We start from the raw sequence: 21,737 nt of genomic DNA, 5'->3' as shown, positions 1-21,737 counted from the left end.
TCTAAGCAATCATTTAACGAACGACTAGGCTCGCGATCGTGGAGATCAGGCGATCCGGTTCAATCGGTTTCGAGAGATGCTTTTGAAATCCAGCTGCTAGCGCTTGTTGTTGATTCATTTCTCCAGCAAAAGCCGTAAGCGCGATCGCTGGGATAGTACTGCCCTGCTCTGGTGGCAAGGCGCGAATCTGACGAATCAGCATATAGCCATCGATGTCCGGCATTCCTATATCACTGAGTAAGAGATGTGGCTGGGATTGCATGAGTGTTGTGAAAGCTTCAGATGCTGAGGCAGCAGTTAGAATGCTTGCACCTGCTTGCTCTAAAACAAAGGCAACAAACTCCCGCGTGTCTGTGTCATCATCTACTACCAGAATCTGAAGCCCATTCAGGTTAGCAGCGATCGAAGGTTGAGTCTCCCCCTTCGGTATCAATGGAGTAGCCATCAGTGGAAGCCTCACTGTAAAGGTTGCACCTAGCCCTTCTCCCGGGCTGTCTGCTTGGACTATGCCCCCATGCAGTTCCACAAGATGACGGACGATCGCCAGTCCCAATCCTAATCCGCTAAATTTTCGAGTTGTTGCACTATCTGCCTGACGAAAGCATTCAAACACATGGGGTAGGAAGTCTGGATGGATGCCCCTGCCAGTATCCGTCACCGTGATTTGAGCGTAACGAGTGAAAGAGGACGAATCTTCTGTGTGATCACCCTCATTGCTTTCTAGTCGGACTTCAACCTTTCCACCAGCGGGCGTAAATTTCACAGCATTGGAAAGGAGGTTCCATACCACCTGCTGTAAGCGATTGGAGTCACCCAGTACCTGACTAATCTGAGGTTCGAGAGTCACCTCAATGGCAATAGATTTAGCCTCTGCTGCTAATTGCACGGTCTCAATCGCGGCTTGAATCATAGTGGATAGATTCACCGGCACTGTATTGAGGCTAAGTTTTCCTTGTAGAATTCGCGAGACATCTAGCAGGTCTTCGATTAGTTCCGATTGCAGTTTAGCATTGCGCTCGATCGTCTCCAAAGCCTGGGCAGTTTTTGATTCACTCAGTTTTTGAGTTCGTAACAACTTTGCCCAGCCTAGAATAGGGTTGAGCGGCGATCGCAATTCATGGGACAGCACCGCTAAAAACTCATCTTTAATTCGATTTGCAGATTCTGCCTCAGCCCGTGCCGTTTGTTCTCGCAATAGCTGTAACCGTTGTTCTTCTAATCGTTTGCGATCAGTAATATCGAGAACAATTCCTCTCAAAAGAATCGGCTCACCCATTTTGTTGAAAAAGGGACGACCTCTCGCTGCAATATCGTGAATTGTGCCATCTGGAAAAACAACCCGATATTCTAGATTATGTTCTACGCCCTCACCGAGAGTTTGACTTAGAGCTTGAGTAAAATTGTCGCGATCGTCAGGGTGAATACAATTGATCACAGATTCTAACGTATGGTCAAATGTTTGAGGGCTGACTCCAAACGCTTGATACATCTGGTCATCCCATTCTACCTGGTCGTTGACAATGTCCCAACTCCAAACCCCGATTTGTCCTGACTGCAATGCTAGATTCAGTTGTTCTTGGCTTTCAGCAATGTCTTTGTACAGTTGAGCATTCTCTAAGGAAATTGCAATTTGGGCAGACAGAATCTCCAAAGCGGAAAGTTGGGTCTGTGTAAAGGCTCCAGTTGCTAAATTATTTTCCAAATATAGAATCGCAATCAGTTTGGTCTTGTGAACAATAGGCAAGCAGAGGATCGATTTAGGTTGATTCTGAATAATATATCGATCTTCCGAAAATAAATCAGAGGCTACAGCATTGTCTAAGATGACGACTTCTTGGGTTCGTTGCACATAGTTGAGAATTGATTGAGGAACCGACAGGGAGGTTTCAGCATCTGCAATCAATTGCTGAATTTTAAGTTGCTCCTGGGTTTGATTTGCTTTAGCTTCAACTTCAATCACTAATCGATCGTGTCGAGACAGCAGGATATACCCAACCTCGGCTCCTGCTTGTTCAATCGCGATTTGCATCAAGGTTTTCAACAGGTCAGCCAGTACAATTTCGCTGGAAATCGTTTGTGATGCCTTTATTACTGATAGGATGTCAAGCTGTTCCTTGCTGCTTACAAACGTTGTGCTAGAGGAAGCAGCAGGATTTTTGGGAGAAACAGGTTGGAGTTGGGGAAGCAAAGCTGGATAGTGGATTTCAAGATGCTGCACTTTACCCAAGGCTCCCCAGCGCAGATAAGCGTTTCTCGCTTCTTGTAAATAGGTTTTGGCAATTGCTTCAAATTCTCGATTCAGGTAAAACTTTGCTGCTAGTTCATATGCCAATGCTTCATATTGCACGAACTCATACTCATAGGCAGATTTAATCGATTGCTCATACAGACGCATTGCTTCTAAATCACGTCCTTCAATCCGAGCAATTTCAGCCGCAACTAACACTGCTTTGTGTAAAAAGTTAGCAGAACAGTGGTCTGCCCAATATCGAAGTTGCTGCTGATGCTGGTGCAAGGTTTCCAAAAACTTAGCTTGGATTTCCCTAGATTCATGAGGGTAAAGTGCAGCTAAAACCAGCGCATGATGCAATAGATAATTGGCTTCAATAGGTAGAGACCGTACCGCTCCTAAAATCCCGAATGCTTTTTGAGCGGATTGGAGTGCTTCTGGATATTGCTCATAAGTAAAAAGGACAATCAGCTTGATGACGTGATAGAAAACAATACCACTCGCAAATTCTGTTTGTTGCAGAATCGCCAACGCTTTCGCTTCATTGAATTCATCATCATTGAGTGTCTGACAATGGCGCGTTTGTCCCTGCAAATTGAGGATAAATTGCTGCTGCAAGCGGATGGTTTGGTAAGCTGCTTCATGCTTCGACTGTTGGGCAAAGGCAAGATATTTTTGAATGGCGCGATCGGCATCTGCTAGTGGCGTAATGGCTTCGAGCATCTGCCAGGAACCTTGGAAGCCATTGTAATTTGCCATTGTGATATCACCTGCTTCCACACAGCCAAGGAATCCTTGTTCTAAAAATGGCAAATCTGTTGTCATGGGGTGGCACCAAACATTGATGTGGCTGCCATGAATGTGAAGAACCGTGCCTTTGTACTTTGGATCATTTAACTTCTGATTCAACCGGATTGTCATTTCGGAAAAAGCATAACCCGATGGAATATCGCGAAACATCGACACTAACAGCATCGAATACATACTGTAAGCAAAACAAGATTCTTCTGTATTGCCAAACTTTAATGAGTAGTTAAGGGCTTTGAGAACAACTAGGGGAAAGAGATTGGGCTTGCTGAGGTATGCAGGAGGACCCATTGAGGTGAGAAGACTGATGATCGTTTTTAGGGTCGGATCTTCAAGAATGGGAGCATGAATCAGATCGGCAATTTGACGATCGCCAAGGTTTTCAACCGCTTGCTGTCTTTCCCAACTCACGGCTGCCTCTACCTGCTCATCCGTTTCGGGAAACACCACTCCAAACAGTCGAAGAGCAGCCAATCCAAGATTAAAAGCTTCATCAAACCGCCCTGCAACTTGGTAAAGCCTAATTTGCAGCATATAAATCGTTGTCTGATCTAAAGCGGTTTGAGCTTTGTCGAGAAGCAACTGGAACAAGGATTCTGCTCGCTCTAAATTTCCGGTTAAATACTCACATTCTGCAAGTTCAGTAAAGAGATTGAACACTTGATCATAGTCGGACTTCCAAGCATCGGACGGCAATAAACGGCTAGCAGTGTCAAAAAATCTCAGTGCTGGAACATAGGCAGTAGAGGCCTTTGCTCGTTTACCAGCCAGAACGTTGAATTGCATCAGTTGATGTTTTTCAGCCTGCTCAATGATGAGTTCTTGACCCAAATTGAGATGATTCACAACATCGAATAGCTGGTCTTCCAGTTGCTCTGATTTCAAGTGCTTCAGAAGTAATCGTCCGATCTGAAGATGAACTAATTGTTTTTCAGCATCGGGAATCAGTGCATAAGCTGCCTGCTGAATGCGATCGTGAGCAAAAGAGTAATACTCTTCAGCCGCTTCGGTTTGCTCCTCTCCAAGGATTAAACCCCGTAAAACAGCTTCTCGCATGGCATCTGCGACGGTATGAGTAGCTTGCTGGGCAACGATCGCTAAAATTTCTAAATCAAATCGATTCCCGATACAAGAGGCAAGTTTTAGAAGCTGTTGAGTCTTTGGTCGCAGTTTCTGCATCTTCTCGATCATGAGATTGACCACATTATCGGTAAACCCTTTTGCCTCAATCTGTTTAATGTCCCATTGCCAAACTTTTTCAACCGCATTGAAGGTTAGTAGGTTTTCCTGACATAAGGTTTTGAGAAATTCATTCACAAAAAAAGGATTACCATTTGTCTTGTGCAATACCAATTGCGCTAGTGGTTCCGATTGTTCTAGTGAACATCGTAACGTTTCTGCAATCAGTTGGCTAACACAACTCAGATCCAGGGGTGCCAATACAATTTCTGTCAATGGAATTTCCTGTTGACGTAGTTTCTCTACCATCAAACTAAAGGGATGAGAGATATCAACTTCATTGTCTCGATAGGCAAGCAAAAAGCAAAGGAATCGCAGAGTCGCACCTGTTATGAGCGTTTGAATGAGATTGAGGGTAGCGCTGTCTGCCCATTGCATATCATCCAGAAAGATGGCTAGCGGATGATCAGATTGCGCGAAGGCTCCGATAAAGTTTTGAAAGACTAGGTTAAAACGGTTCTGCGTTTCTGCTGCGCCTAACACTGGAATAGGAGGCTGCTCTCCGATAATTAACTCTACTTCTGGAATGACATCAGTAATCAGCTTGCCATTTTTACCAACGGCTGATTGAATACGATCGCGCCAAATCACTAACTTTTCTTCTGGCTCTGTCAGAAGTTGGCGCACTAATCCTTGAAATGCCTGGACAATCGTACTGTAAGGAATATTGCGTTTATATTGATCAAACTTGCCAGAGATAAAGATGCCTTGCGTTTGTACGATCGGCTTATGCAATTCATTCACCAATGAAGATTTGCCGACTCCAGAATAACCAGATACTAGAATCAGTTCTGGCTTTCCTGTAGTCACAACTTGCTCAAACACGGTTAGCAGTTGGGTGATTTCTGGCTCGCGTCCATATAGTTTTTGGGGAATCTGGAGGCGATCAGAGATATCGTGTTCGGCGATCGTAAATGATGAAAGCTGCCTCGCTGTTTCCCATAACTGCAAGCAACGCTCTAGATCTGCCTGTAAGCCAATTGCACTTTGGTATCGCTCTTCTGCTACCTTTGCTAGCAACTTCAAGATAATCTCAGAGAGTATTTGAGGAATAGCTGGATTAACGACAGTCGGAGAAATTGACGTTTTGGCAATATGGCAGTGAATCCACTCCAAGGGATCAGCACCTTGAAACGGCAATTGCCCAGTTAGCATTTCGTAGAAGGTTACGCCCAAAGCATACAAATCGCTGCGCTGGTCAATGCCGCGATTCATCCGTCCGGTTTGTTCTGGTGACAAGTAGGGCAGACTGCCTTCGATCCGATTGGAATGGCTCACAATCTGACTTTCGTAGGGGAGAAAGGCTGCTAAGCCAAAATCGCCAATTTTAATCTGATTGCAGTCTAAGTTAACGATGATATTTTGCGGTTTGATGTCTTTGTGAACAATGTGACGCTGGTGAATTTGTGCCAGTGCATCCACAATTTGAAGTGCAATGTTGAGAAAGGCAGCAGGTTCACGAAATTGACCCAAAAGTTGATCGAGAGATCGACCTCCAAAGTCTTCCAAAATTAGATAGGGCAATCCTCGATCGAACTCTAAGTCCAACGCCTGCACAGTTCCCGGTAAATTAAGCTGTTGTGCAATTGTATATTCATGCTTGAGTTGTTCAACATTGCGAGCAGTACAGACTTCTGGACGCAACCCTTTAATCACGACAGAGCAACCATCCGCATCTCTCACGCCCCGGTAGATCAGCGATTTTGTTCCTTCTTGGAGTAAATCAGTAATTGTGAATCCGGATAATGAAAGTGCCACTCTAATTGCTCCCTTGCCATCGCGATTGTGAATAATAAAACCCTTGTGAATTCTTCTTAGCCTTTACTAAGAAGAAGGTTTAAAGGATGAACCTATAGCCTGCGAGACGCACTTTACTAACTGCTCTGGATCGACGGGTTTAGCAAGGTGAAGTTGAAATCCAGCCGCTAGAGCTTGGCGCTGATTGACCTCTCCAGCATAGGCAGTCAGTGCAATTGCCGGAACAGTTTTCCCTTGCTTTGATAAAACTGTTCGGATCTGCGCTATTAACGCATAACCATCCATGTTGGGCATGCCGATATCGCTAATTAACACATCTGGCATTGATTCGGTGAACTGTTGTAATGCCTCCGCTGCGGATGCTGCCACCCGAACCGTTGCTCCTTGATCTTCTAGAATGAAACGAATCAAATCCCGCATATCTGCTTCGTCATCCACAATCAGGATGCGAACACTTTTCAGATTCTTGGTTTCTTGACTCGGCGCAACTGCTAAATCAGGCGTTAATGCCGATACCATCAGCGGCAGTTCAACGGTGAAAGTCGCTCCCATCTCGCACCCTGGGCTTTCGGCTTTCACCCTGCCGCCATGCAGTTCCACAAGATGACGGACGATCGCAAGTCCTAATCCCAATCCACCAAACTGTCGAGTCGTACTACTATCCGCCTGACAAAAATACTCAAACACATGAGGTAGGAAATCCGGACGAATCCCCTGCCCGTTGTCGCTGACCTGAATCTGAGCGTAGGCTTCGCTCTGCGTGAGTCGAACCTCGATACGACCACCAGACGGTGTGAACTTGATCGCATTCGAGAGCAAATTCCACACCACTTGTTGGAGACGATTCGCATCCCCGTTGACTTGCCCAACCTCTAAGTGCAAGATTGTTTGGATTTGAATACTTTTTGCTTCAGCGGATAATCGTACGGTTTCGAGGGCGGCTTCGATCGTCGTCACTAAGTTCACAGGAAAAGAATTCAATCTCAGTTTGCCTTGCAAAATCCGAGAGACATCGAGCAAGTCTTCGATGAGTTGAGCCTGAAGTTTGGCATTGCGCTCGATTGTTTCTAGAGCGCGATCGGTTGCTTGGGGATCAAAATTGTGAGTCCGTAACAGTCTTGTCCAGCCTAAAATCGGATTGAGTGGCGTTCTTAATTCATGGGACAGCACTGCGAGAAATTCATCTTTAATGCGGTTCGCGACTTCTGCCTGCTCACGGGCAATCTGTTCTCGCCTCAGGAGTTGTTCACGTTCTACCTCGATGGCTTTGCGCTCTGTGATATCAATTGTTGCACCCAACATTCGCGCTGGGCTGCCTTGTTGATCAAAAATCACGCCGCCTCTGGTCGAGAGCCAGCGAATTTCACCAGTGGGATGGACAGCCCGAAATTCCATTTCATAGCCTGATCGCTCCCTTAGAGCCTGATCGATCGCTTTTGACACTTTTGCCTGATCCTCGGGATGAATCAACTCGGCAAAATCCTCGACTTTGCCGCTAAAGGTTTCGGATGTTAAGCCGTGAAACTGATAGATTTGCTCAGACCATGTGATGTGATTATGGGCAATATCCCAATCCCAAATCCCTGATTGACCCACTAATAATGCGAGACGCAACCGTTCTTCACTCTGCCGTAAAGATTCTTCTGCTTGCTTACGGCTGGTCACATCTTGAAAAATCACAACCCCAGCAATAATCTCTCTGTGGGAGTTGTAGACAGGCGTTGAACTCACATTGATCACACCTTTAAGTCCATCTCCCCGAACAAAGCGAATCTCCTCTTGATCAACAATCTCACCAGTCATCAGAGAACGTGCTAAGGGCCATTCTTCGGGTTGATACAATTTTCCATCGGGGTGGAAGCCCTGATATACACCGTATTCATTAATATTATTGGCAGAGAGAAACGGTTGCCGCCAGATCTGTTCAACTTGCTGATTTCCCAAGATCAATTTACCGGAAGGAGCATGGGCAATGATGACACCCGCAGGCATTTGCCGTAGCACTGCTTCAAATTGAGCGCGTTCGGTTGACAGTTCGTGCAATAGTTGCTCTCGGTCAGCTTCTACCTGTTTGCGATCGCTAATATCAAACAAAACGCCAATAGAACGAATGGGCAAGCCATTCGTATCGTAAGTAAAACTTCCTAGTGCGGCTAACCACCTGATCTGCTGATTATCTGCTCGGATGATGCGATATTCAGCACGGTAGAGCCGTTGTTCCTCACGTGCTCGTTGCCATTCTGCTAACACTCGTTCTCGATCGTCCGGGTAAATATGGCTACTCCACATGTCCTCACTGGCTTCCCCCGTTGCTACAGGTTCATAACCCAGCATCGTGAAATGTTGGACTGACCAGATGGCTTTTCCAGTGTTCAAGTCTACGTCCCAGGTGCCCATTTGAGCACCTTCCATGGCTAATCGCACCCGTTCTTCGCTCTGGCGCAGGGATAGCTCTGCCCGTTTGTATTCTGTTACATCCGTAGCAACTGCGAGAACGGTTGTGACTTGCCCTCCCTGAATTAATTCAGGGACAAAACGAACTCGGTACGAACGCAACTCGTTGCATGAATTGGGAAACTCATATTCGATCGACTGACGCTGCCCTGTTTCAAAGACCTGCTGTAAGATGGCGTACCAGCGTTGCGATCTCTCATCTGTAAAGCCCAGTTCAAAACCTGTTTTACCAATGAATTGTTCTGGTGGAATCCCCAATGCCCGCTCAACACTAGGGTTAATGTAGAGATGGCGGAGGTCACGATCGTAGCGAATGACGATATCTGGCGTATTTTCAACGAGCGTCCGAAACTCCTGTTCTCGGTTGAGCAATTCTGCTTCTGCTTGCTTACGGGCAGTAATGTCATACACGGTACCGACGACTTGATGCGCTCGTCCATCGGACAATCGGGTCGAAACAGTATTCCGGCTCCATAGCCAACGCCACTCCCCATTAGCATGGCGCATCCGATACTCGTGATCGACAATCTCGTCATCTTGCGCTTGATCCAATCGTTGAATCTGAAGACCAAGATTCGCAAAATCTTCAGGATGCATCAGTTGCGGAAATAGCTGATCCCCTAACCTCTGGATGTCCTCGGGAGTATAGCCCAACAGTTCACCAATCTGGCGATTGACATAGACATTGCACTGCTCGAGCATGTCATAAACATAAAGGGTTCCCGGTGTTGCATCGGCGATCTGCTGAATGAATCGTTGGCTTTCCTGAAGTTGCCGTTCAGCCTGTTTTCGATCGCTAATATTCGTGGTACTTCCTACGATTCGTGTGGGATTACCATCCGAGTCTCGCACTACGACTAAACCCTGATCCAAGACATCAATGTACTGATTCGACTTGTTGAGAACTCGATATTCAGCAGCAAAATAATCGTGCGTAGTCAACGTCACCAGGGCTTGTTCTTGAATACGTGATAAATCACTGGGGTGAACGCGATCTCGCCACCATTGACCCGTGGGTTCAGCTTCTTCCAGCGAATACCCCAAAATCCGGGTTAATCCATCGGTTCGTTCGACTCGATCCCGTTCTAGATCCCAATCATAGATCAAGCAATTGACGGCTTTTGCTGCGAGTTGAAAGCGTTCATTCGCCACACTTAACCGCTCTTCACTTCCCCGCAGTGCCGCTTCAGTTTGCTTTCGCTCTGTTCTTTCTCGGCTCAACTGTTGCTGGAGTTGCTGAAGTTGCTGCTGACACTGGTTGTGAGACTGCTCCAAATCTCGCAGGCGTTGGCGAAGTGCATTGACTTCGTCAAGATGGGGATTTGTACGGATGCTAGGGTCATTCATTGTCACTAAGAAATTCAGGAGGTTGAGTAATAAAGCAGAAAAGCGTCAAAAATCTTTGGATGCACTAGGTCTGATGGAGTAATTCAGAGATCGCTTGCACTAACGCGTCTGGATCGACAGGCTTGGCAAGATGCCGCTGAAACCCAACGGCTAAAGCTTGTTGTTGATTCACCTCGCTAGCATAAGCCGCTAGTGCAATGGCTGGAATTTGTTCACCCTCCTCGGGAAGAAGTTTTCGGACTTGCTGTATCAGCGTATAACCATCTACCTCCGGCATCCCAATATCTGCAACAATCAAGTGTGGTTTTAACTGACGGACTTGATCTAGTGCTTCGGTTGCCAAAGATGCAGCTATTATCGTTGCGCCTGCTTGCTCTAAGATAAATTGAACGAGTTCAAGATTATCAACTTCATCATCAACCACCAAAACATTAGCGCCTTGTAGATTCAGATCACTCATCGGTAGTGCCTCCTCTAAAATTGAAGGGGATGAGGGCATCCGGGGAAGCGTTACCGTAAAAGTTGCGCCTTGCCCTTCTCCAGAACTTTCTGCTCTAATCTGACCGCCATGTAACTCTACAAGATGCCGCACAATTGCGAGTCCCAATCCTAACCCACCAAAAGTTCGAGTTGTGGTGCTGTCTGCCTGCCGAAAGTATTCAAAGACATGAGGGAGGAAGTCTGGATGGATGCCCTTGCCAGTATCCGTGACTTGAATCTGAGCCTGAAACTGCGTTGTTGACAGCCGAATTTGAATTTGTCCGGTTGCAGGCGTAAATTTCACTGAATTGGTCAGTAGGTTCCAAGTCACTTGCTGTAACCGACCACTATCTCCTAGAACCGTCATAGCTTTGCACTCAAACTGGATTTGAATGCTAATCGCTTTTGCTTCAGCAGCAAGTCGAACCGTTTCGATCGCAGTTGCGATCGTTGCGTTCAACTCCACCGGGACAGATTTCAGGCTAAGCTTGCCTTGCAAAATGCGAGAAATATCAAGCAGGTCATCAATCAGTTGAATTTGCAGTTTGGCGTTCCGTTCAATGGTTTCCAAGGCTGTGGTTGTCCTACTGTTGTCGAGTATTCCTTGCCGAAGCAAACGCGACCAGCCCAAAATTGGATTGAGGGGTGTTCGGAGTTCATGAGACAAGACTGCCAAAAACTCATCTTTAATCTGGTTTGCAGCTTCTGCTTGTTCTCTCGCTTCGCGTTCTTGTTCTAGAAGTTGTAACCGTTCCGCTTCGGCTCGCTTATGATCGGTAATATCAAAAAACAGCCTATCCCAAACTTCTCTCTGCTCGGTATACTGAGGACGCGAACGTCCCTGCACCCATTTGTGCTGCCCAGAGGGTGTAATTAGCCGTCCTTCCCAACGCCAAGGTGCAGAGTTTTGAACAGCTACGTCAGCAGAATTTTGAAAAGACGATTTATCGTCGGGATGAATCAATTGCAGGAAGTCGTTTGCATCCTGAAGAATTGCTTCAGGCTCTAGTTCAACCAATGCACGTGAACCTGAGCTGACATAAGTAAACTTAGCTTTGGTAGAAGCAGCATTGCCATTTGCACAGGGAGCATAACGATAAACCATGCCCGGCATATTGCTGACCAGTACCTGAAATCGGTCTTCACTGTGACGGAGCGCTGCTTCTGCTTGCTTGCGTTCGGTAATGTCTAACGCAATTCCCAGGCAACCGGGGCTTCCCTCTGCATCATGGGTTAAATTCGCCCAGATTTCCAAATCCACCCTCTGTCCATTTTTCCGCTTATGCTGAGCTTCATATCCATTGAGGGATTGCCCACTCAACACGGTTTGAAGACTGGCAAGAAACTCCGCTTGTCGATGAGGGACTGTTGGCCAATTTATGCCAACAGTCTCCTCGGCACTCCAGCCAAAAATTTGCTCTGCTGCACGATTCCACAATTTAATAGTTCTCTCTGAATCAAAAAATGCGATCGCAACGGGACAGAAATCGAGTAGGGTTTGTAGCGTTTGATTTGTGCATTGCAGTTCTTCTTCTGCTCGTTTGCGTTCTGTAATATCAGTGACAAGAATTGGAACTCCGGTGGTAGACGGATAAATATGGTTCTCAAACCACCGATGCCAGGGGGCATAAAAGTATTCAAATTGAAGATTTCGCTGCTCTGCTGCGGCTCGATGCACCTTAGTATAAAACTGGCTATCAACGAGATCTGGAAAGAGATCCCAAATACATTGACCTATGAGTTCTTCTTTAGATCGGCCCACAACTTTTATCACTCGATCGTTGACGTAAACATAACGCGACTGCTGATCTAGTACTACAGTTGTAGATATTGGGAACCCTAGAAATGTCGTGAACATTTTGGGGCTGGTGGTCGATGCTGAGTCATCCAGGTGCATTGCTACAAATGAGGACTGAGGTGCAGACATGGCTGCGTGAATTCGATGCACTGATTGCGCGAGTCGGGTATCAGTTCGGACGAGTCGAAGCCAGACAACGGATGCAGGAGTACGTTCAAGGGTTGCTGAGTCCAATTGAGCGCAAGAACGGTTGGCAGTTGTCAGAGCAATGTGGCGATGAGACACCTTATGGCATCCAACATCTGTTGAATCGGTCAAAATGGAGTGCAGATGAGTTGCGGGATGATGTTCGCAGCTATGTGGTGGAACAGATGGGAGATCGTGAAGCTGTGCTTGTGATTGATGAAACCGGATTTCTCAAAAAAGGCAAGCATTCCGTTGGGGTACAGCGGCAGTACTCTGGAACCGCAGGACGAGTCGAGAACTGTCAGATTGGCGTGTTCCTAGTCTATGCAACTCGTCAAGGACATACATTTCTTGACCGAGAATTGTACTTGCCGAAAAGTTGGACAGACGACGCGGCACGTTGTCGAGCGGCGCATATCCCCGTGGAGCGCAAGTTTGCTACCAAGCCAAAACTGGCACGTATGATGCTGGAGCGAACGTTTGAAGCACAAGTGCCCGTGGGCTGGGTGACAGGGGATAGTGTGTATGGCAGTGACTACCACTTGCGCGATTTGTTGGAACAACATCAGGTGCGCTATGTGCTGGAGGTCGCGTGTGATCACTCGGTCAGTTTCAAGTGGGAAAAACAGCGGATTGACCAAGTTATTGCTGAACTTGACTCCAGTGATTGGTCACGCCTGAGTGCAGGCAGCGGTGCAAAAGGACAACGCTGGTTCGATTGGACAGCGATTGCTATCCCGCATCCTGAGCGACCAAACTGGCAGCGTTGGGTGGTGGCACGCCGTTCTGTTGACCAACCCAATGAAGTTGCCTACTTCTTAGCATTTGTTCCGACGGGAACTCCCCTCGAAGCCGTCGTCAAGATCGCAGGCACGCGCTGGACAATCGAAATGTGCTTTCAAACTGCCAAAGGGGAAGTCGGCTTCGACCAGTATGAGGTCAGAACTTGGCAAGGCTGGTATCGTCATATCACCTTATCTTGCCTCGCTCATGCGTTTTTGACGATAGTCCGCTCACATGCATCTGAATTAGAAAAAGGGGGGCATCTATCGCGTCAGTTCTCCGCATTCAAGCGCAAGCGTGGTCTGTAATTCCAAACTCAATTGCTGAGATTCGCCGCTTGATCTGGCATTTAGGTTGGGAACTCAAACAGTCGATGTTGTTTCGATTGCATTGGTCGATGTGGCGACAACAGCATCAAACAGTGGCACAGTTCCATCACTACAAACGCCGTCAGGCTATATATTCCCAAGACTTATCACGATAGATCTACAACTGTAGTACTAGAACCAGAAATTGATCGTTAATACTGGCTAGCACCGTTTCAAGCTGAGCATTTGCTGCTCGCTGAGGTGCAAGCAGCAAATGCTCTCGGCGCATGGCTTCTTGTTGAATCGCGGTCACTCGTTTGTGTTCGCTCAAATCCAGCACAAAATCTGTAACCGTTACGTCTCCAGTCATCACTGCACCATGCAGGACAGGAACACGAAACCCATCTTTACGGGGGTACTCCTTCTCAAGCGGGGTACAGCCTCCCGTTAACAGTAGTTGAGCGACTGCTCTTTCACTGCCCCCCACAGATTCAGGAGGTGTGATCATGCGCCAATCTAATCGACCAGTATGCAATTCCTCTTGGCTGGAGCCCACAAGCTGTAGAAAGTTTTGGTTCGCGTCAAGGATTACGCCATCTATTCTGGCGACTAACGTTCTAATGATGTTAGATCCTGCTAAACAGCCAAATTGGGCTTCACTTTCCTGTAGAGACTTGAACTTTATTTCTGCTTTATGACGAGCAGCTCGCTGGGCTTCGGTTAATGAATTAATGAAAAGCGCTGTCATCACGAAAGGACCGAGGCGCGCAAAAGTCCCCAAATCAGGCATACCAAGCTCGTAAATCGGCTCAACCAGGAAAAAGTTGATGACAAGCGTAGGAAAGACTGTTGCAGGGATTCCTGAATCTAACCCACCATACCATGCACTCAGCATGACAGCAGCAAAAAAGAGAGGAGACGGTGTTGATGCGAGATAAGCATTAAGTGCAAGGATGATTCCTAACGCCAAAGTAACAGAAACGATCGCCACACCATATTGTGCAATGTAAGATGGTGAACCATTCTGCCGCGTTTGAGCATTCCTTAACCATCTTGAATTTTTCTTGCCCATCGTCCTTCTAACTCCAGGCTGATATTGAAGAATTGATTTGGGCGAATTTTAGACCAGATGCTTCTAACATAGATACGGGTCTTACATCAGTAGATTTGGGAGCGTAAAATGCGCTGTAACCGATTATCCTACTTCAGGGGTATGTAACTATCTATCTAGTGGTAGAACTGCAAAATTTGTTCTCTGCTGTTTTTATCTTTGGCATTATCATGAAGAACATATTCGCCTTGTGGCACTGTTGCAAAGGTCTTAAAGTGACAAACGAATTGGTCTCGTTCGTATTGTTTTAGAGGATGTTTGAAAAAACGGCACTGTCAACTTAATCGAGAATATTCAAAATTAAGCGCGATAATCCCCCAATTGTTAGTCTCGCTCAATTTACGCAGCATCTTTCAGACAAGTGATTTCTCGCCAATCTTCAAAGCGGTGGCAGAGTTGTTCTCGATATTGTTTCGCACTTAGTTCATGTTGCTTGGGATGAAAGTGTCCTCGAATTAGGTCAAACGTAGAAAGAAATCGTTGGGCTTGCCCTAGGGATTTGAATCGCCGCATTCGTCGCTCTCGCACTCTGGTTGGTTGATGCGAATTCTCCGCTCGATTATTTAACCCCTTGTGCTGTCGATGTTCTACACTCGGCATCACTCGTCTCTTTGCCGCTTCGTAGCTCTTTAATGTGTCGGTGACCATCACCCGTAGCACAAAGCCCTGTTTCTTTAGCAATTTGCGGAAGAATCGCTCTGCTGCCTTTGTGTCTCGTTGCCGTTGCAGCAAGACATCCAGCACGTGGTTCTGTCGCAAAGCTTTTAAAGTGACAAACAAACTGGTCTCGTTCGTATTTCTTAAGCAGTAACTCCAAAGGTCTCATTGATGAATGCTGCTTGAGATACACTATCCCCTCGACTAATTCCCTTTACCTGTCCTTTGCGGATCATCGCCATTGCCTCAATCCCACGAAGAGTTCTTCTCACCGTGTTGAATGATTGAAATCCCATCATCGGTTTGACAATCCGTTTCACATTCCGATGGTCCCGCTCAATCCTGTTGTTCAAGTACTTGCTCTGTCGTAATTCGGTCTCGGCTTTCAATGTTTTCTCCTGCTTCAATTCATCCATCGCAACTAGATACGCGGCATTTTTATCCACGGTAATCACTCGGGGAGTTTGAGTATGCTTGGCTGCCAACACTTTACGGAAAAATCGCGCTGCTGCCTTACCATACCGTTTCGCGCTCAGCATGAAGTCCAGCGTATTGCCCTCTGAATCCACTGCTCGATATAGATATTTCCACGCACCTCGAATTTCGATGTAAGTTTCGTCCACCCGTCATGAGTCATTGGTTGGATTCAGAAACGGACGAATGCGCTTGTCGAGTTTGGAGGCGAATTTCAAAACGAGCGCGATTAAGGGTGGAATGATCAACTGCAACACCCCTTTCCGCCATCATTTCCTCTAAATTCCGGTAGCTCAAAGAATAGCGACAATACCAGCGCACGTTCAGCAAGATAATTTCAGGCAGAAAGTGATGCCATTTGAACAGCGAGTCGGTCGTCATTTAGGGCAAGGCTAAAGAAAAATTGAGCTTCCCTACCTTATCATCTTTGCGACACAACCAAGATACAAATGGTGCAGCACATCGAAATAATAAATTTTAAGATTTTATAGCTCGCTCCAACGATCGCGATAAGGTGTGTAAAGAGCGTCTCCCCAAAAGTTCCACTGTTTGTACCATTCATCTCCGAGGGATGGAGGTGATTTATGAGCACCGATGATTTGCCGTTGAAGAATTTGCAATTGAAGCAAGTGACGCATGACCTACGATCAAGCGTTGCTGATCTAAACACAGTCAATCCTTGGATAGGTTTACTGCGGTTTTGTACTTTGGGATTTGTTTGCTTGAGCTTGATAGTTTTAGCTTGGTTGTCCCAAACCTCGTGGGGCTTTGTCGGTTATAGCGCGATCGCTGGATTTGTGTATGCAATCTGGTTTATCTGCACTCACGATGCGACTCATCATACGCTCACGGGTTGGGTCTGGTTTGATGAGGCACTGCCGCGCTTGATGTCTTACCCAATGCTTTGGATGCATAGTGTTTATGCACAAATACACCGCCTGCATCATGGCTGGAATGGTACCAATTTGCAAGATCCAGAACGAGTCCAGTGGACACTCGAAGAGTATGAGAATGCGAGTGTTTGGATGAAGTGGTATGTGCGGCATCAATGGCAAGTTGACCTGTTCGTGCTGGGTGGACTGGGCATGATTGCTAAAACAATTCGCCATGGATGGCAGTTTGGTAAAACGATTCCGGCAGTTCGCCGAGCACTTTTATTTGATGCGATCGGCATTGTTCTGGTTCAAGCAAGCTTTTTAACCGTGGCACTGTTTACACAGCATCTATGGCAATACATTATCTTTTGGTGCATTCTGGAGCGAGTGATTGGCGTGGTCGTTCAAGCACGAGATCATCTTGAACATTACGGAATGTGGAGCCAAGCACCCGGACATCAACTGACACAGCTTTACAGCAGTCGTAATCTGACTGTACATCCGATCGTCGGTTGGCTTGTGGGCGGATTGAACTATCATTCTGTTCATCATGCCTTTCCAAGTATTCCCTTCGATCAACTGCCTGAAGCTTTCAGAAGAATTGAAAGCGTCTTGAAACAACATGATCTACCGCCAATGACTGTAGGATGCGGGTATGTCAAGGAGGTAAGCCGTTTAAGTACGCAACCCTCGGCGATTGGAACAGATCAAGTGGATAATTTAACAGGTCGTTATCAGATGTTGAATTTGTCGTGAGAGCAGAAAACTTCGGAGTGATTGCTTAAAACAATACGAACTAGACCAACTCGTTTGTTACTTTATTAATTATCTTTGCGACAGAACCCTGCGACAGTGCCTTAGCGTTTGCACACCTGAATTTTACTGCTGACGATCGTGACTCTAGAAGAACGTTGCCTTCTTACAAGGTGAGTCTGTGTGATCGAGCAATTGCTCAATCCACAGGTTCAGATGGTGCCTCAAAGATTTGAATCCCAGGCTGCTCCAGCACAAACCCCACGTCCGTCAATTCCCCCATTCTCCCCGTGATAATCGCACTCCAGTTCTGGTACTGTTTCGTTCCTTCGACCCAGTTGTTCCAGATCCTCGGTCGGACTGTGACACTCACAATTGCACTCCCAATATCGATGGTAAAACTGCGCCAGTCATTCTCCACAACCGTCACGTTTGGCAGTTGCGTGATCTTGATGGTCAAGGGACCGAGTACCCCTGAAATTGAAAGCATTAATACACCTCCATCAGCCCCCTAACGGCTGAGTTTATAGTGCGGTGGCTTGTCTTGAACCTTCTCGGCTTTGCCCGCTCGAATCAGGTGCATGAATGTCGCTCCCAGCGTTCTTCTGGCTATCGGCAGGTCAGCTTCCTCGAACGGGTCGTACAGAGCTACAATGAGTTCATCAGTTGCGTAAACTCGTGCTGCATCTTGCTGCATCACTTCGAGAATGGCATCACGAAGACTCTTGCCGTTGAAGCTGCCCTTGAGGTGCTTAGCATCAAACGCTTGCGATTGACTCGTTTTTCCTTTCCCTTTCGGCTTTGCGGTGCTCTTCGTGCCTATTTTGCGAGGACGAGGAACAGATTGAGTTGGGACTTCAGTCGTCGCGTGCTCTAGGATGTCAGGCACAGATTCAACGATGTCATCTACAGCAGGCACTTCGACTTTCGCGAGTACATCAAGCAGCGCATTGAGAGCTTGAAGGGTGCGATCGACTTGAGCACTGACTGAGGACTCGATTTCGGACACAATCTTGCGGCGATCGTTCACTAAGCGGGATCGCTCTTGTTCGAGTTGTTGTTTCGTTTCATCGCTTAACATTGCAGAGGACATAGGGGCTGGCTCACGAACTGGATTGCTCTGATTGTAGTGCCAAGCCGAGCCCATGAACGCTAGCAAAGCATTAAAATGGATGAAACCCGCTGTTATTCTTGCCAAGCCTGATGTCTCATTCACTCGACCCTACCGAAGATGCAGAACTCGTCCAAGCTGTTCAGGAAAGTCTACAGCAGATGTCAATTGAGCTTGAACACCCACAAGATGCAGAAGCGATTCAACAGCTCTATCAGAAAGCGCAAAGGCTGCTCAGCCATCTTGCTCCTGACCCATTGACAGTAGCACGAGTGACGGGTGTATTGCTGGTCTATCAACTGCCAGGGACAGAGCCGGAAGAGGTGAAATGGTTTGAGGGTGAGCTACAGAATTCTTCAGACCTAGAATCGATTGAGGAGCTCGTCGATTCAATCTTCCGCCCCGATGCGTTGTAGTCCTGAAGAACCTGCAGCCAAGAGATTGCTTCTGCCAAAGATTGAATCGCCAGATATTAGAGAGCTGTACATTCGTCCAATTCACCCGTACATGCGCTGAATCGTTAGCTCAAAGGGTTTGTGCAGTGGGCAAAGTAGCGTCTTTGAGCGAGGTGGACTCAAACGGCAAGGTCGTGTCCTCAACCACAACCGAGTAGCAAGATTTATATGAAAGCTCGGCAGTCTTAGCAAACTGCATTCAAATTCAAACGCTTCGATTGCAATCCATCATGACTTTGTGTTACTTTTGGCGCTCTTTATCGACTAAGCAATCAGGGCAACTATGGAAAGTCAAAGAACTCGTCAAATACAAACAACCCCAAATGATTTCTACTCATTGTTCATCAAAAAGTTGAAATCTAAGGGAATCACCCTGGACAATGTTTTGCAGTTTGAGCAAAAGCCCACCTTTAAGAAAGGCGATATTGCTCAAAGATTTGAAGCGTATGTGCAAAAAGATGAGCATCTCTACCGAATAGACCAACAAGGAAAGAAAATTCCGCTCGCCAAACGTTACATCTTTCAAAAATTCGCGAATCATTATGCACATGAAATCATTCAAACTCTGGGATTAGAAGTGAAGCCTCTAGCACAGATGCGGAGTCTTTCTAAAGCCGATCGATTAATCCAGTTCATCCGCCAATCGCCCCAAGACCTTGAAGAACAAATTCTCCTTTGATTTGATATTTGATCTGGAAGCACCTCGCTTGCAGGCAAGATCAGATTTTGGAACTCTGATAGATCTTGCTCAGTTGCCATCCAGTAAAATTCATCTCTTCAATCAGCAACTCGGCAGACAATTGTACTTCCAGAGATCACCGCTTGCGAGGGCTTTTCTTTGAAGACAGACGAAAGAATGATGGACGAGACTCTGAACCGACCATCGTTTGCCTCTGAAGGTGCGTTGGCACAACGACACTACTCTCGTAGCGAGAACTCCGATGCTGATCGTTATGCAATAACTTAAACGTCTCTTGATGTTTAGATCGCGATGCTTCAATTCTTGTCGGAGTGGAGACCGAACTCACAATGCTTGTACTTGCAACATTCGTTTGCCGTTGTTGATTGATGATTTCAGATTCAAGTACGGCACGATCGACGATCTTGCCCAGAGCCAGCGGATCTGTTTCAGTGATTTCCAATTGAGGAACTGTACTGCGCCCCTTCCAATCTTTGGGAAGGTCAAAATCAATCCATAAAGCCCGCATCTTCGTCAGCTTTCCGCCTAAATCGACCCATGCCAGTCCCTTCTCTGCGAGTAAGCCATACTTCAATTCATCAGCCGAAACAGAATCCACTTCTTCTTCGTAGAAGCTCTCAGTTGAAGAACGCCCAGTCTGCCGCTTCGCATTCGCATCGAACAACAGTGCGGAGCTCGCACTCCCTTTCGACTTCGATCGACTGACAGACTTTTTGATCACGGTTGTCTTTCCCAACCAATGTGAGAGATCCATTGCCGTTTTATTATCTCCCAATCGCATGGCAACTTTCAGATTCACATTCGCCATCACCCGTTCATAAAATGCTTGGCTTAGTCCCAATGATTGATCACTCAATCCTGCTGCGGACTGCGCTCCAAAAAGCAACGCAAACCTTCCTTTTCTGGCTAATTCAAACAGATTTGCCCAAGTGGGAGAGAAGGTAGATGCCCCTTCATCCACAATCACAAGATGTGGGTCATCCAACCGAAAGTCCTGATTTGAAGTAATTTCACCGATCGACACTTCAAGATCCTCGCGGAATACCTTCAACATCCGTGATGCTCCTTCAGATTCCTCCAGTCGTGGCAGCATAAAATACACAATCTTTCCCTGCATGATTGCTTCGGTCAAACGTAGATCCGAGTGAGTGGAACAGAATACATCTCCCGCATCTCCGGCTGCAATCGAGTGCAGTTCAGAAGCAATCCCTCGCAAATTATCGGTGAGTTTCTGAATATCCAATGTCCCTTTTGCGGTACGGTATGTCGTCGCAAAATGACTCAGTTCTAGCAGTGCCTCTTGAGCATTCACGGATTGCAGCACGTTATGAAGATAGGGATAGGCGATCGCAAAAGAACTCAGCGCAACCGCAACATCTTTGATCGACCAAGATAAGCCGATGCTATCCAGCGCACGAACAATGCGGAACACAGAGTCAGCCGCTAAGCGATCATAGTGTTTCGCCGTACTCGCATCCGCAATGGGGGGTAACCCTGCTCGCAACACTTTACGTGCTTTCACATCCGCTCGCTGAGTGGTCGCAACGAAGTTATAGGAATGAATGGGACTGAGTGGATCAATGACGATCAAATCCTCGATGCGTCCCGTAATGTGTGCCATGTAAATGATATGCGCTAACGTTCCAGAATCTCGTTTCGCATCGATAAAAGTACAACCACTGGCACGACCGCGCAGCATTTGTTGAAACAGCAATGATTCGAGCCACAATGTTTTCCCAACCCCAGTTTTAGCAAACACAGCGGCATGAGTGCAGAGATCATCGTCCGATACCCAAAGCGGTGCTCCTGTTTCTAGCTCAAATCCAATCAGGTAACGGTCTAATATCTTCTTCCCAGCTTGTCGCGATTCAAAGAGCGCCTTTGCAAAGCAATCTCGTTGGGGAGGAGCGCCCAGTACTTTCCTCCCTTTACGTAAAGCCTGCTCTTGTTGACGAGCTCGCTCGACGAAGAAGATATCGCACCCCACTCCAAGAACTCGTAAATAAAAGACAAAGACAGGACATCCAAGCAAGTAGCAAAGCAACGGAGAACGAGCAATCTGAGGAAATAAAGCAAGAAGTCCAACAATCACTCCAGTCGCGATCGCGCTGTGGAGAAGTCCAACTTTGAGCGATCGCAATCGTAGCGTTTTGAAATCGGTGGGACGGGTGCGATCAAGCGCCATGCAAATACACTGCAAAATCAATACAA

At 46.8% G+C, this 21,737-nt stretch carries 12 protein-coding genes and 1 pseudogene; 4 read left to right on the top strand and 9 right to left on the bottom strand.

The genetic code is table 11. The features are described 5' to 3' along the window. Window positions 1–13: 13 nt before the first annotated feature. The 3 genes from LEPBO_RS0131820 to LEPBO_RS38995 form a co-directional block, all read right to left on the bottom strand. A complete protein-coding gene (locus LEPBO_RS0131820; RefSeq protein ID WP_017291650.1) occupies window positions 14–6,034 on the bottom strand; it encodes an AAA family ATPase in 6,021 nt (2,006 codons plus the stop codon). Window positions 6,035–6,100: 66 nt separating this feature from the next. Further along, a complete protein-coding gene (locus LEPBO_RS39000) occupies window positions 6,101–9,835 on the bottom strand; it encodes a PAS domain-containing protein (protein ID WP_017291649.1) in 3,735 nt (1,244 codons plus the stop codon). 64 nt (window positions 9,836–9,899) lie between these two features. Next, window positions 9,900–12,173, bottom strand: a complete 2,274-nt coding sequence (locus tag LEPBO_RS38995; protein ID WP_172410517.1) for a hybrid sensor histidine kinase/response regulator — start codon at window positions 12,171–12,173, stop codon at window positions 9,900–9,902. A gap of 47 nt (window positions 12,174–12,220) precedes the next feature. Here LEPBO_RS38995 and LEPBO_RS0131805 point away from each other — a divergent pair, with 47 nt between their 5' ends. Further along, window positions 12,221–13,390, top strand: a complete 1,170-nt coding sequence (locus LEPBO_RS0131805) for an IS701 family transposase (RefSeq protein WP_036047094.1) — start codon at window positions 12,221–12,223, stop codon at window positions 13,388–13,390. A 178-nt stretch (window positions 13,391–13,568) separates the two neighbouring features. Here the strand turns inward: LEPBO_RS0131805 and LEPBO_RS0131800 are convergent, their stop codons facing one another. From LEPBO_RS0131800 to LEPBO_RS38985, 3 genes and pseudogenes are all read right to left on the bottom strand, one after another. Continuing rightward, window positions 13,569–14,462 carry a DUF4118 domain-containing protein gene (locus LEPBO_RS0131800; protein WP_017291646.1) on the bottom strand — a complete coding sequence of 298 codons (894 nt, stop codon included), beginning with the start codon at window positions 14,460–14,462 and terminating at the stop codon, window positions 13,569–13,571. A gap of 378 nt (window positions 14,463–14,840) precedes the next feature. After that, window positions 14,841–15,260 (bottom strand): DDE-type integrase/transposase/recombinase, encoded by a 420-nt coding sequence (locus tag LEPBO_RS38990; RefSeq protein ID WP_394368080.1) that lies wholly within the window; start codon window positions 15,258–15,260, stop codon window positions 14,841–14,843. Window positions 15,261–15,301: 41 nt separating this feature from the next. After that, window positions 15,302–16,013: pseudogene (locus LEPBO_RS38985) on the bottom strand (IS6 family transposase). 203 nt (window positions 16,014–16,216) lie between these two features. On the opposite strand from LEPBO_RS38985, the gene LEPBO_RS0131785 reads away from it, so the two are divergent. Beyond that, the gene (locus LEPBO_RS0131785) at window positions 16,217–17,263 is read left to right on the top strand and encodes a fatty acid desaturase family protein (RefSeq protein WP_017291643.1); all 1,047 of its coding nucleotides are present in this window, start codon (window positions 16,217–16,219) and stop codon (window positions 17,261–17,263) included. 196 nt (window positions 17,264–17,459) lie between these two features. On the opposite strand, the gene LEPBO_RS0131780 is transcribed toward LEPBO_RS0131785, so the two are convergent. Together LEPBO_RS0131780 and LEPBO_RS0131775 are read right to left on the bottom strand one after the other, a co-directional pair. Continuing rightward, entirely contained in the window at window positions 17,460–17,750 is a 291-nt protein-coding gene (locus LEPBO_RS0131780) for a hypothetical protein (RefSeq protein WP_017291642.1), read from the bottom strand. Window positions 17,751–17,771: 21 nt separating this feature from the next. Then, window positions 17,772–18,353, bottom strand: coding sequence for a hypothetical protein (locus tag LEPBO_RS0131775; protein ID WP_026149065.1), 582 nt, complete (start codon window positions 18,351–18,353; stop codon window positions 17,772–17,774). A 110-nt stretch (window positions 18,354–18,463) separates the two neighbouring features. On the opposite strand from LEPBO_RS0131775, the gene LEPBO_RS0131770 reads away from it, so the two are divergent. Both LEPBO_RS0131770 and LEPBO_RS0131765 read left to right on the top strand, forming a co-directional pair. Then, a complete protein-coding gene (locus LEPBO_RS0131770) occupies window positions 18,464–18,787 on the top strand; it encodes a hypothetical protein (protein WP_017291640.1) in 324 nt (107 codons plus the stop codon). Between the two features lie 391 nt (window positions 18,788–19,178). Continuing rightward, window positions 19,179–19,505, top strand: a complete 327-nt coding sequence (locus tag LEPBO_RS0131765) for a hypothetical protein (RefSeq protein WP_225903985.1) — start codon at window positions 19,179–19,181, stop codon at window positions 19,503–19,505. Between the two features lie 136 nt (window positions 19,506–19,641). Here the strand turns inward: LEPBO_RS0131765 and LEPBO_RS0131760 are convergent, their stop codons facing one another. After that, a complete protein-coding gene (locus tag LEPBO_RS0131760) occupies window positions 19,642–21,711 on the bottom strand; it encodes a TraM recognition domain-containing protein (protein ID WP_017291638.1) in 2,070 nt (689 codons plus the stop codon). Window positions 21,712–21,737: the final 26 nt, after the last annotated feature.

Source organism: Leptolyngbya boryana PCC 6306 (assembly GCF_000353285.1).
In the GTDB taxonomy this organism is placed as follows: Bacteria; Cyanobacteriota; Cyanobacteriia; order Leptolyngbyales; family Leptolyngbyaceae; genus Leptolyngbya; species Leptolyngbya boryana.
This window is presented reverse-complemented; position numbering and strand designations above follow the sequence as displayed.

Coding starts and splice junctions, on each gene's coding strand:
- LEPBO_RS39000 (WP_017291649.1), bottom strand. CDS start 9,835: ATGAATGACCCTAGCATCCGTACAAATCCCCATCTTGACGAAGTCAAT.
- LEPBO_RS38995 (WP_172410517.1), bottom strand. CDS start 12,173: ATGTTCACGACATTTCTAGGGTTCCCAATATCTACAACTGTAGTACTA.
- LEPBO_RS0131805 (WP_036047094.1), top strand. CDS start 12,221: ATGAGGACTGAGGTGCAGACATGGCTGCGTGAATTCGATGCACTGATT.
- LEPBO_RS0131800 (WP_017291646.1), bottom strand. CDS start 14,462: ATGGGCAAGAAAAATTCAAGATGGTTAAGGAATGCTCAAACGCGGCAG.
- LEPBO_RS0131785 (WP_017291643.1), top strand. CDS start 16,217: ATGAGCACCGATGATTTGCCGTTGAAGAATTTGCAATTGAAGCAAGTG.
- LEPBO_RS0131780 (WP_017291642.1), bottom strand. CDS start 17,750: ATGCTTTCAATTTCAGGGGTACTCGGTCCCTTGACCATCAAGATCACG.
- LEPBO_RS0131775 (WP_026149065.1), bottom strand. CDS start 18,353: ATGTCCTCTGCAATGTTAAGCGATGAAACGAAACAACAACTCGAACAA.
- LEPBO_RS0131770 (WP_017291640.1), top strand. CDS start 18,464: ATGTCTCATTCACTCGACCCTACCGAAGATGCAGAACTCGTCCAAGCT.
- LEPBO_RS0131760 (WP_017291638.1), bottom strand. CDS start 21,711: ATGGCGCTTGATCGCACCCGTCCCACCGATTTCAAAACGCTACGATTG.